Source organism: Bradyrhizobium sp. USDA 10063 (assembly GCF_054063735.1).
In genome coordinates, this window is record NZ_JBSSGP010000002.1 from 3,279,989 (window position 1) to 3,292,344 (window position 12,356).

8 protein-coding genes are annotated in these 12,356 nt (G+C 64.1%); 3 read left to right on the forward strand and 5 right to left on the reverse strand.

Annotated elements, in window-relative coordinates; genetic code table 11:
- Positions 1-23: 23 nt before the first annotated feature.
- The gene (locus tag ACVJGD_RS17930; RefSeq protein WP_456635588.1) at positions 24-1,745 is read left to right on the forward strand and encodes a fatty acyl-AMP ligase; all 1,722 of its coding nucleotides are present in this window, start codon (positions 24-26) and stop codon (positions 1,743-1,745) included.
- On the opposite strand, the gene ACVJGD_RS17935 is transcribed toward ACVJGD_RS17930, so the two are convergent.
- The 4 genes from ACVJGD_RS17935 to ACVJGD_RS17950 form a co-directional block, all read right to left on the reverse strand.
- Positions 1,746-2,756, reverse strand: a complete 1,011-nt coding sequence (locus ACVJGD_RS17935; protein ID WP_456635589.1) for a hypothetical protein — start codon at positions 2,754-2,756, stop codon at positions 1,746-1,748.
- Positions 2,731-4,113, reverse strand: coding sequence for an MBOAT family O-acyltransferase (locus ACVJGD_RS17940; protein ID WP_456635590.1), 1,383 nt, complete (start codon positions 4,111-4,113; stop codon positions 2,731-2,733). The genes ACVJGD_RS17935 and ACVJGD_RS17940 overlap by 26 nt, the downstream gene beginning before the upstream one ends.
- Positions 4,114-4,171: 58 nt before the next feature.
- Positions 4,172-5,122: an acyl-CoA desaturase gene (locus ACVJGD_RS17945; RefSeq protein ID WP_456635591.1), complete on the reverse strand. Its 951-nt coding sequence runs from the start codon at positions 5,120-5,122 to the stop codon at positions 4,172-4,174.
- A 128-nt stretch (positions 5,123-5,250) separates the two neighbouring features.
- Positions 5,251-7,512, reverse strand: a complete 2,262-nt coding sequence (locus ACVJGD_RS17950) for a fused MFS/spermidine synthase (RefSeq protein WP_456635592.1) — start codon at positions 7,510-7,512, stop codon at positions 5,251-5,253.
- 1,032 nt (positions 7,513-8,544) lie between these two features.
- Here ACVJGD_RS17950 and ACVJGD_RS17955 point away from each other — a divergent pair.
- A complete protein-coding gene (locus ACVJGD_RS17955) occupies positions 8,545-10,182 on the forward strand; it encodes a phytoene desaturase family protein (RefSeq protein WP_456635593.1) in 1,638 nt (545 codons plus the stop codon).
- 319 nt (positions 10,183-10,501) lie between these two features.
- On the opposite strand, the gene ACVJGD_RS17960 is transcribed toward ACVJGD_RS17955, so the two are convergent.
- Positions 10,502-10,831: an H-NS histone family protein gene (locus ACVJGD_RS17960; RefSeq protein WP_456635594.1), complete on the reverse strand. Its 330-nt coding sequence runs from the start codon at positions 10,829-10,831 to the stop codon at positions 10,502-10,504.
- 572 nt (positions 10,832-11,403) lie between these two features.
- Between ACVJGD_RS17960 and ACVJGD_RS17965 the strand changes: the two genes are divergently transcribed.
- Positions 11,404-12,291 (forward strand): 50S ribosomal protein L11 methyltransferase, encoded by an 888-nt coding sequence (locus tag ACVJGD_RS17965; RefSeq protein ID WP_456635595.1) that lies wholly within the window; start codon positions 11,404-11,406, stop codon positions 12,289-12,291.
- Positions 12,292-12,356 lie beyond the last annotated feature (65 nt).

The following is a 12,356-nucleotide window of genomic DNA, read 5'->3' on the forward strand; positions in this document are numbered from 1 at the left end:
GTCGCCGGATATCATTGGCCAAGATGGAGACGTTTTCCTCGCTGGTGGCGCTGCTGGCAAAGCGGGCGGAAACGCAGCCCGACGCGCGCGCCTATATCTTCCTCTCCGACCGTGGCGCGGAGGAAGCGGTCCTCACCTTTCGCGAGTTGCATGACGCCGCCCGCGCGCTGGCGGCACGGCTCGGCGAAGTCACCCGACCCGGCGATCGCGCGATGCTGGTGTTTCCGCCCGGCCTCGAATTCGTCGTCGCCTTCTTCGGCTGCCTGATCGCGCGCGTGATCGCGGTGCCGATGATGATGCCGCGCCGGCAGAGCGCGCGCGACTCCAGCGCCGCGATTATGTCCAATTGCGAACCTGCGATCGCGCTCACCAGTTCGGCCTTCGCCATCCGCGGCGATCTGCAGGAGCGGTTTTCGCGCGAAGGCCTGCAGTGGCTGGCCGTCGATCTCGAGACGGCGCCGGCGCAGCCTGCGGCCGATCTGCCGCTTCCCGCCCGAGACGATGTCGCCTTCCTGCAATACACCTCGGGCTCGACCTCGGAGCCCAAGGGCGTCGCCGTCAGCCACGGCAACCTGCTCGCCAACCTCGAGATGATCCGCATCTCGCTCGGCAACACCGAGCGGTCGACCTATGTCAATTGGGTGCCGCTCTACCACGACATGGGGCTGATCCTGAACACGCTGGAGGCGCTCTATGTCGGTGCGCTCTGCGTGCTGATGGCGCCGAACGCCTTCACCCAGCGGCCGCTCAACTGGCTGCGCGCGATCAGCGACTATCGCGCCGAGGTCGCTTGCTGCCCGAATTTCGGCTACGATCTCTGCGTCAGCCGCTACCGCGCCGAGCAGATGCAGGGCGTCGATCTCTCGTCCTGGAAGATCGCGCTCAACGGCGCCGAGCCGGTGCATGCCGAAACGATCGCGCAATTCATCGAGACCTTTGCCGGTCACGGATTCGATCCCCGCGCCGCGTTTCCTGCCTATGGCATGGCGGAAGCGACGCTCCTGATCTCCGGCGGCCACCGCGGCGCCGGCCATGTGACGCGCGATGTCAGCCGCGCGGCGCTGCAGGCGCATCGGGCCGAAGCGCCGGCTGATACGGCCGACAGCCAAACGCTGGTCGGCTGCGGCCGCGCGCTTGAAGGCGAGCGGATCGCGATCGTCGATCCCGACACCTGCGCGCGCCTGCCTGTCGATCAGGTCGGCGAGGTCTGGGTCAACGGAGCCAATGTCGCGGGCGCCTATTGGAACAATCCGGAAGCGACCAAGGCAGGGTTGCATGCGCGCATCGCGGGTGCTGACGACGGCGCGAACTGGCTGCGCACCGGCGACCTCGGCTTCCTCGATTCCGCGGGCGAACTCTACATCACCGGGCGGATCAAGGACCTCATCATCGTCCGCGGCATCAACCACTATCCGCAGGATATCGAACGCACGGTGCAAGCAGCGCATTCGGCGCTCCGCGCCAATTGCGGCGCGGCGTTCTCTGTTAGCGACGCGCATGGTGACGAAACGCTTGTTGTCGTGCAGGAGGTCGAGCGCACCGAACGCAACCGGATCGACGGCGCCGAGATGAAGGGCGTGATCCGCGAGCATGTCACCGACCAGCACGAATTGTTCGCGCGCCATATCGTGCTGATCCGGCCGGGGACACTGCCGAAAACCACCAGCGGCAAGATCCAGCGCAGCCTGGCGCGCCGGCTGTGGTCCGATGGTCGGTTCGAGGATCTCGCCGCGGACGCGGATTGATCAGAAGTCGACCTTCGCCGCCTCGCCGTCGCGGATGCTGGCGGCGATGCCTTCCATCATCTTGGTCGCGATGCTCGGGCGGTAGTGGATGAAATCCGCAAAATTCGCGCGGTCGCGGGTCAGCGCGTTATCGACGCGGTAGTTGATGAAATTGCTGTTCGGCCGGCCCGCCACGATCCGTTTCAAGGCTGCATTGCATGCCTCGCGGTCCGCTGCGGCTGATGTGCCGGGCTGCGGCATCTTGCTTTGGACGGTCGGCGGCACGACGATGACGACACTGGTCTCAAGCGGAAGTCTCTTGACCGCCGCATCGAGCCGCGCGACGTCGGGAAGCATCTCGCGCTCCGCGAGGGTGGCCGCCGGCGGCGGATCGCGCGGCGGACTGATCTCGCGGAAGGTGCCGGGGAGCCAGATATCCTCGTAGCTGAAGAAGCCGGTGGGGTCCCTGCGCTGATGCCAGCCGAGACCGATGGAGAGACGTTGGAACGTGCGCTCGATCGTCGTCCATGACAGCATGTTTGTCGCGTAGGCGAGCGAGCTTGCGCCATAGAGCCAGTCGGGGAAGGTGCCAGGCGGCGACTGCACCGGCACATGCGCGCACCACCAGGGATCGACGACGAATACCAACGCGCCCACGCGGCGGTGATGGCGCAGGAAGAAATCGAGCAGCATGAGCTGCTCATGGGGATTGCCGCCGGTCATGTAGAGCTGGACGAAACGCAGGCCGGTCGCCCTCGACAGCTCGGACGGTTCAAGCATCTGCGCGGTCGAATTGCCGATGATGGCGGAATCGAAATTCGGATCGCGCGCGCGGCTTGCCGCTGATGTGAGCGTGTTCCGATCGTCGACGCCGTCGATCCCGAGCAAGCCAAACTTTCCGGTGTCATAGGGGTCGACCAGGATCATCAGCGCGTAGAGCAGCAGCAGGCCGCCAACAAGCGTGCCGACACAGTTGGCGAGGCAACGGCCCCATTCGGGCGACGTGTCAGAACTGGTAGTAGGCGAAGCCACGAACGTTCCCTTCTCCAAGCAAGATCAGGATGGCCAATAGGCCGAGGCCGGCCACCACACCAAGCCAGGGCCGCGGCCGCTGCATCACGCGATCGACGATGTCCTGGGTCGCCGGCAGCAGGAAGGCCATCAGCGGAACGACCACGAGCGGCCACAAATGTTTCCCCTCCGACAGGTTGGGCGAAACGGCGAGGCCGTGGAAGATGTTCAAGGCTGCATCCAGCGTGCCGGCGCGGAAGATGACGCCGGTCAGCAGCACGAAGATCACCGTCAGCGCCCATCCGGCGAGCGCAGGCAGCCGCGGCCCGTAGCGGCGCCACAACGAGCAGAAGACCAGCGCCAGACCATGCAGCGTGCCCCACAGCACGAAGGTCCAGCTCGCGCCGTGCCAGAGGCCGCACAGCGCCATGGTCAGCACCATCACGGCGAAATATTGGAGCTGGTAGAAGCGCCGCGGCACCATGCGCTTGTTGGCGAGCGGAAAGAACAGATATTCGCGCAGGAACGTCATCAGGGTGATGTGCCAGCGCTGCCAGAAATCCTGGATGCTGGTGGAACGGAACGGCGCATCGAAGTTGTAGGGCAGCTTGACGCCGAACAAGAGGCCGAGCCCGACCGCGATGTCGGAATAGCCGGCGAAGTCGTAGAGGATCTGGATGCCGAAGGCGAGCGCCAGCCATGCGTCGCCATTGCTCACCGGACCTTCAAGCGCCCGCGCATAGATCGGATCGATCAGCCGCGCAATGCGGTCGCCGAGCAGGATCTTCTCGACGAGCCCGATCAGGATGAAGGCGATGCCGATGCAGAATTCGCGCTGCCAGCCCGGCGCATAGACCTTCTTGCCGAACTGCTCCATCACCTGCGACCAGCGCACCAGCGGTCCGGCCAGCGCCTGCGGGAAGAAGGAAATATAGAGCGCGTAGCGGTTCAGCGAATAGGTCGGCGCCTTTCCGTTGCGCAGATCGACCAGATACATGATGTGGTGGAAGGTGAAGAAGGAGATGCCGAGCGGCAGCACGATGTCGAGCGCGGGCATCGGCCGGCCCAGCGCCAGGCCGATATTGTAGGCGAGGAAATTCGCGTATTTGAACCAGCCGAGCACGCCGAGATTGGCAACGATCGCCGCGGTGATGATCCACGGCAGCTTGGTCCTGGCATACACCATCGCGGCAACCCAGTTGACCAGGATCGACAGGATCAGGAGCAGGACGAAGGGCGGATTGCCGTAGGCGTAGAACACCAGCGACATCAGGACGAGCGTCCAGATCCGCCACTGCGGATGCGGATCGACGAATCGATAGATGAGGATTGCCGCCGGCAGGAAGCCCAGCAGGAAAGGGTAGTCGTTGAACAGCATCAGCCGGCGATCTCAGGCATGACCGAGGTTACTCACCTTATCCGCCGGAAGCCGACGACTATCCGTGCTCGAGCTCGGCCACGTCCGGCGCCGGCTCGTGCAGCAGGCGCAGCGCGATCTTCTCCGCGCTCGGCACCTTGACATTCCAGGCCAGTCCCAGCGCGGCAAGCAATCGGATGAAGAGATAGCCCGGATCGAATTCGAACCATCGCAACCCGAACGCCGCCGAATAAGGGAAGGCATGGTGATTGTTATGCCACCCCTCGCCCCACGCCAACCATGCCATTACGCCGAGATTGCGGCTGTTGTCACCCCGGGTGCGGTAGGGACGTGCGCCGAACGTATGCATGACCGAGTTGATCCCCGACATCGCCTGCTCGACCACGAACATGCGCACCACGCCGCCCCAGAGGAACCCGGCCACCGCACCCCACAGGCTGCCGGCAACGAGCCCGCCAATGACGGTCGGGATCAATAGCCCCAGCAGCACCCAGGCGAAATAGTAGCTGTTGACCCGGACCAGCACCGGCTGCGCCATCAGGTCCGGGACGTAGTGGGCGACGTTCGGATAATCATGCTCGATCATCCAGGTCAAATGTGCATGCAGGAAGCCGCGCAGGCGGCCGAGGAAGCTCTCGCCATGCAAATTGGGCGAATGCAGGTCGCCCTCGTGATCGCTGAGCTCGTGGTGGCGGCGATGCATCGCGGCCCATGATACCATCGGCCCCCTTCCCGCCATCGAGCCCATGATGATCAGCATCGCGCTCACCGCCGTGCTTGTTGCGAAGGCGCGGTGCGTGAACAGCCGGTGGTAGCCGACGGTAAGGCCGAGGCCCGTGACCAGCCACATCACGAAAAACAGGCTGATCTCGAGCGCCCCGATCGGACGATAGAACAAGGCGCCAAGCGCGATCAATGTCCCGATGAATGGCAAAACATCAAACAGGATGAAATGCCGCCGCTGCAATCGATGAAAGTGCCGGCTCCGGATAATCCGATGGTCGCGCATGATGAATGGAACAATTAGGAAACAAGTTCCATCAGTATCGAGTCCGCCCACGGCCCGCAACCGTTGCGGTGGATTGTCCGGCCAAACCGCGAACGCGGGCGGCCGGTGTTGCAAAAATATCGAGATCACTACTCGCCGTCGCGCAACCGCCGGTAAACCGCGCCCAGGATGTTGGAATAATCGTCGGTCCAGACCCGCTGCTTCTCATCGGCCTCGGTCTCGGCCCACTGGTCGGACGAGGCGAGCTTGCCGACATCGGCCTCCTCGCGTGCGGAGATCACGACCGAGGTCGAGAAAATGTACTCGCTGTCGCGGCCGGAATCCTCGCTGTAGACCCAGCTCTTGAGGTCATTGGCCTCGGCGATGCCGACCACGACGCTGGAAAGCTCGAGGTGACGGTTGGAGACATGCATCACAACCGCGCCCTGCGGCGCCAGCTTCGCCCTGTAGATCGCCATCGCCTCCTCCGTCGCCAGATGGATCGGGATCGCGTCGGATGAATAGGCATCGACGATGATGAGGTCGTAGATGCCATCAGGCTCGCGGGCGAAGGTGAGCCTGGCATCGCCGATCACCGGCTTCAGGTCGGGCGCGCAGTTCTGGATGTAGGTGAAATATTTCGGATCGCGCGCGGTATCGACCATGGTCTGGTCGATCTCGAAGAACTTCCATTGTTCGCCCGGCGCCGCCGCGCAAGTGAGCGTGCCCGAGCCGAGTCCGATCACGGCCACCTTAAGCGGCGCGCCCTTGCGCTCGCGCATCGCCGTGATCGCCTGCCCGATGCCGCCGTCCTTGTAATAATAGGTGATGGGTTCGGGCCGCCCGGTTGCCGGCGTGCCGTCGTCATTCTTGAATCGCTCGGCGCCGTGAATCGTGGTGCCGTGCATCAGCACGTGATACTGGCCGTTCGGCGTCACCACGATCTTGTGCACGCCGAAGAAGCTGCGCACGGTCTCGACCCGCCCTTCATCGGACGGATAAGCGCGCAACAGTACCAGCGCGACCACGACGGTCGCGAAGATCTTCCAGCGGTTGGCCTTGAGCGCGAGCGCCAGCAGCGCCGAGAGCACGCCGACCGTACCGATCACCCACGCCCGCCGCTCGTCGAGCCAGTTGAACAGCGTCCCGGTTGAATAGGACGGCGCGATCAGCGCCACCGCGAGCACGGCAAGGAACGGCCAGTACCAGGCGCTCCAGCGCGGCAGCCGCTCATCCCCGTCGGACGGCCGGCACAACGCGGCGAGCGCCAGCAGGATCGGATATTCCGCCACCCAGGAGAAGGTGAACGGCGCGATCAGGCCGGCGAACAGGCCGCCGACCATGCCGCCGAACGACAGCGCCACGTAGAAGCCGGTAAGGTATTTTGCCGCCGGCCGGGTCCGCGCCAATTCGCCATGGCAGGCCATCGCGATGATGAAGAAGCAGAGCTGATGTCCGCCGAGCGTCAGTAGCAGATTCTGCTCACCGCCGACCGCGAGCAGGATGACGACGCCCGCAATCGCAAGCGGTTGCAGCATCAACATCCATCTGTGCGGAAACAGCGGGCGCGACTGGAACACCAGCACCCAGGTCAAGAGGTAAAGCGACAGCGGCAAGACCCAGAGCAGCGGCGCTGCGGCAACGTCGGTCGAGATATGCGCGGTCACCGCGATCAGAAGGCCGGAGGGCACCGCGGCGAGGAAGATCCAGCGCAGGCGCAACAGCCAGGAAGGCGCCGGCGCATCGGAATCATCGGCCGGCAAATTCAGCGCCGCCGCGCTCGCGGGCGAACGCAACAGCAGCACGCCGCAGCACGCGATCAAGAGGATCAACAGGCCATAGCCCCCGGTCCAGATCAGGTTCTGCGCGCGCAGCGTGAACATCGGCTCCAGCAGCACCGGATAGGACAACAGCGCGAGAAAGCTGCCGATATTCGAGGACGCGTAGAGGAAGTACGGATCGGGACCGTTGGGATGGCCGGTGCGCACGAACCAGGCTTGCAGCAGCGGGTTGTTGGCGGCGAGTGCGAAGAACGGCAGGCCGATCGAGACCGCGAACAGGCCGAGCAGCCAGAACGCATAACCTGATGTCGGCGGATCGCCCCAGCCGCTCCGGATCGCGAGCGGCAGCGTCAGTATGGCCGCGACCAAAAGCAAGAGATGCACCGCGACCGGAGCGGCGCGGCTCTTCAGCTTCATCAGGTAATGCGCGTAAGCGTAGCCGGCGAGCAGTAGCGACTGGAAGAACACCATCGCTACCGACCACACCGCCGGCGAGCCGCCGAGCCGTGGCAGCACCATCTTGGTGAACAGCGGTTGCACCGAGAACAACAGCAGCGCGCTGACGAAGATCGCCGTGGTGTAGACGATCAATACCAGCCGGTTTCGCGCGGCGGACGGCTTAGAAGTCATGAAAGCTCCGGCTTGGGCCCGGCGGACACCGGCGGCGGGATTTCCGGCGGGGGCACGCCAGAGGTTTCTCGTTGAGCATACGGCAGCATGGCCGGCAATGTAACCCGGTCACGTGGACGTGACGGCGTGGCGCTGCGGAACAGCAACACGCTCCAACATTACGGTTTCATAACTGAGTACCTCGCAATGCGGGGGCGAGGCCTGATTCAATTGTCAAACAGCTCTCTCCGCTGTCATCGTCCGCGAAAGCGGACGATCCAGTATTCCAGAGACCGCAGTGCTTGAGCGGAGACGCCGCGGGTTACTGGATGCCCGCCTTCGCGGGCATGACGGTGGAATTGGTGGAGGATATGCGTTCGCATTCTCGCGGCATGCATTGCCCGAGCTTTGCGTTACTTTCCACCCTCCTCGATCGCAGAGGGCGCAGGGAAAGCCGGGTGCCGGTTGCACCCGTGGGCCCCGTGCAACAAAAAGCACGGGGGTAGGACCACAGGTCAACCGAAGCAACTCCGGCTTTCCCTGCGCGATGGTTTTACGGCTTACTTCGTGCTCTCCCCGGTGACCGGGCTTTCTTGCCACCGTCATCTCGCGCGCAAACTTGTTTGCGCAAAAAACTTAGCGCCAGCGTCGGGGCGCCAGAACCACACGACTTCGCCGTCCGCGAGTGCCACGCTCGTCAGTCGCAACACCCGCGTCCACCGCATCCCACCGCAACGTTCGTGACGATCGCGAGCCGCCCCTCTCTTGGGTGAGACGCGCGGAGTTAAATCACTGATTTGCCCGACGACGGAAGCGGAATATTTTTCGCCGATAGTCTGGACAGACTTTCGGTGATTTGCCCGTCGGGTTGTTATGTCGCACCTCGCGCGCCGAACCCACGCTCGTCATTCCGGGGCGCACGAAGTGCGAGCCCGGAATCCATTTCGCCGCTTGCGTCTGTGGCTCGATGGATTCCGGGTTCGCGCTGACGCGCGCCCCGGAATGACGATCGAGCAAGTGGCGAAATAGTATATTGCGTGCAACGATGGGCTAGTGGCGAACCGATGGGAAAATGAAGCGGACATGAACGAAACGGACGTCGTCATCATCGGCGCGGGGCATAACGGCCTCACCTGCGCGGCCTATCTCGCGATGGCGGGCCTGCGCGTGAAAGTGGTCGAGCGCCGCAAGGTCGTTGGCGGCGCGGCGGTGACGGAGGAATTCCATCCCGGGTTCCGCAACTCGGTCGCGGCCTATACGGTGAGCCTGCTCAACCCGAAGGTCATTGCGGATCTCAGGCTCGCCGAGCACGGCCTGCGGATCGTCGAGCGCCGCGCCCAAAATTTTCTGCCTTCCCCTGAAGGCAGTTATCTCCTCACCGGCGAAGGCCGCACCACGGAATCCGTCGCCAGGCTCAGCGCGCATGATGCCGAGGAGATCGGCATCTTCTCGCGCCGGTTGGAGGCGATCGCCGACGTGCTGCGCCAATTCGTGCTGCGTGCGCCGCCGAACATCGTCGAGGGATTTGGCGCGGACGCGCTCCGCGAGGTCTTCAACGCGCTCGGCTCCGCCAACCTCTTGCGCAAGCTCTCGCTGGAACAGCAGCGCGACCTGCTCGACCTCTTCACCCGTTCGGCCGGCGAAATGCTTGACGAACGGTTCGAGAACGACCTGGTGAAAGCGCTGTTCGGCTTCGACGCCATCGTCGGCAATTATGCGAGCCCCTACGCCGCGGGCTCGGCCTACTTGATGCTGCACCACGCCTTCGGCGAGGTGAACGGCAAGAAGGGCGTCTGGGGCCACGCGGTCGGCGGCATGGGCACGATCACGCAGGCGATGGCGGCCGCGGCGCGCGCGCATGGCGCCGAGATCGACGTGGATGCCGGCGTGCGCGAGGTGATGGTCGAGAGCGGCCGCGCCGCCGGTGTCGTGCTCGACAACGGCACGACCATCCGCGCCAGATATGTCGCCGCCAACGTCAATCCGAAACTGCTCTACACGCGGCTGATGCCGGCGGGCGCGCTGGCGCCGGAATTCCTGCGGCGGATGTCGCGCTGGCGCAACGGCTCCGGCACCTTTCGCATGAACGTCGCGTTGAGCGCCCTGCCCTCCTTCACCGCGCTGCCTGGCGCAGGCGACCACCTCACGGCCGGCATCATCATCGCGCCGAGCCTTGGCTATATGGACCGCGCCTGGCTCGATGCGCGCGGCTCCGGCTGGAGCCGCGAGCCCGTGGTCGAGGTGCTGATCCCCTCGACGCTGGACGATTCGCTGGCACCGGCGGGACAGCATGTCGCGAGCCTGTTCTGCCAGCACGTCGCGCCGGAACTGCCCGACGGCAAATCCTGGGACGACCATCGCGACGAGGTCGCCGACCTCATGATCGCGACGGTCGACCGATACGCGCCCGGCTTCGCCTCAAGCGTGCTCGGCCGGCAGGTGCTCTCGCCGCTCGATCTGGAGCGGCAGTTCGGCCTGTTGGGCGGCGATATCTTCCACGGCGCGCTGACGCTGAACCAACTCTTCTCAGCGCGCCCGATGCTCGGCCACGCCGACTACCGCGGCCCCGTGAGGGGGCTCTATCACTGCGGCTCCGGCGCCCATCCCGGCGGCGGCGTCACCGGCGCCCCCGGCCACAACGCCGCGCAGGCGATCCTGAGCGATCACCGCTCCCTGTTCGCAAAGCGTTGAAAAGGCTGTGGACAACCTGTGAATCACCGGTGGAAGCCAATGTGCATCCGACCGGTCAGGCTGCCGCGCGATCGTCGGCAAGCACGACTGCAATTCAAGTCGCATTTCATCCGCGCGACAGCTTGGACTCCCTCCCCCGCTTGCGGGAGAGGGAGCGCAGCTTCACCGCGGCAACACTTCAACCTGTTCGGATCATGCTCTAAGTCCGGGTGGAGAACCCTGTTGAAAACCCCGGCATTCCCGGCTGGCAACTTCTCCATGACGGCCACGCAACGCACCGGAAGGCGAACGCGTCGCGAGCTGAGGTGACCGATCCGGTTCACCGTCGCTTGCGGCGAGGGCGGTCGATGAGAAAATCGTCCAGCTTGGAGCCGGCACCGAGCCGCTTTGCCAGCCATCGTGGCTGTTTGCCGCGACCCGACCACGTCTCTCCAGGATTTTTCGGATTCCGATATTTGGGGAAAACCTTTGGATAAGGACGGCGGCTACGATCTGGTTTCGTAGCTTCGCCGGGCGACTGGAGCTTACGCAGCCGTTCCTCGAGCGTGGCTTTCTCGCTGACTATTCGTTGCGTCAGCTCGGCCGCTACTCGTTCATGGAGCGCCCACAGTGCATCTGTGGACAGGGATCGGAAGCCATCGCTTTTCATCGAGTTGCGCCCAAGGAATCAACAGAGCGCACTTACCAAGCGCGCCGGACGCAAACAAGCGGTCCCGATGCCATTTGGCGCATCCTTATAGGGAGCAGTTCCGATTCAGGTCTTCAAGGCATCGGGCTCGCGCATTCAAGCGGCTGCGATAAAGTCCTGTCCTCTGTCTTCGAGGTCTTCTGGCAGCCATTTCCCGTTGTTCCCGTTGTCTAGCAAAAACCCTTGCTTCGGCCTCCCGGACCTGCCGTCGAAGATCGTGAAGTTCGGCAATGCGCTGGGCCATCAGCTTCAAAGTCTTGCGAAGAATTCCGGCCCACATGCTTTTGCAACCACTCATTATCACTCCTGAATAAAACTACTATAAATTTAACTAAAACAACGGGTTGCATCATGCATCGTCCGCGTGAACTTTCCATTATGGGAAAACTACGGATTTTTGGCGCGGAACCGCTCCGAGGCAGAGCAAAGAGTTCCTCGAGATTTCGGCTCCCTGCTGACTCGCGGCAATCCAGGATGATATTGCGATCGCAATTGACGCTGAGTTCCGGATGAAGTCGAAACGGTTCCCCCAAATGCTGCAGAAACCTACCCATCGCGCCAGCCTCGCGCTTCCCGACGAGCAGACCGCCAAGCGGCTGGTCGACGCGCTGAGCGAGATATTCTTCGAGGGCGAGACGGCGATTGCCGCGTTCGAGCGGCCGGACGGGCGCTGGGAGGTCACAGCGCATTTTGCCGATGCGCCGGACCAGGCGCTGATGCGCGAACTCGTCGCCAATGCGGCTGGCGAAGAGATTGCAAAGACCATCGCCTTCGACACTGTCGAGGCCAAGGACTGGGTCAAGGCCAGTCTCGAGGACCTCGTTCCCGTGCCGGCCGGGCGCTTCGTCGTGCATGGCCAGCACGATCGCGCCCGGGTGCCGGCGAACAAGCTCGGCATCGAGATCGAGGCGGCGCTGGCCTTCGGCACCGGCCACCACGGCACCACGCGCGGATGCCTGCTGCTGCTCGATCACGTGCTGAAGGCGCATCATCCGCGCCGCGTGCTCGACCTCGGCACCGGCACCGGCGTGCTGGCGATCGCCGCGGCGAAGGCGCTGCACGGCGCGGTGCTGGCAAGCGACATCGATCCGCCATCGGTCAAGGTCGCGCGCGAGAACGCCGAGCTGAACCAGACCGGACACCTCGTGACGACGATCCGCGCCACCGGTTTCTCCGCGCCGCAATTCGCCGCGCACGGCCCGTTCGACCTCGTGCTGGCGAACATCCTCGCCAATCCGCTGCGGCAATTGGCGGGGCCGATGGTGCGGCATCTCGCGCCTTCAGCGCTCGTGATCCTGTCGGGGCTTTTGACGCATCAGGCGGGAGGCGTGATCGCCGCCTACCGCGCGCGCGGGCTGGTGCCGTTACGGCATCTGAGAATCGAGGGATGGAGCAGCCTGCTGCTGCGCTCCACGCGTTAGAGCAGCGTGATCCGATCAAGTTGAAATGCAGCCGCGATGAAGCTGCGCCCCCTCTCCCGCTTGCG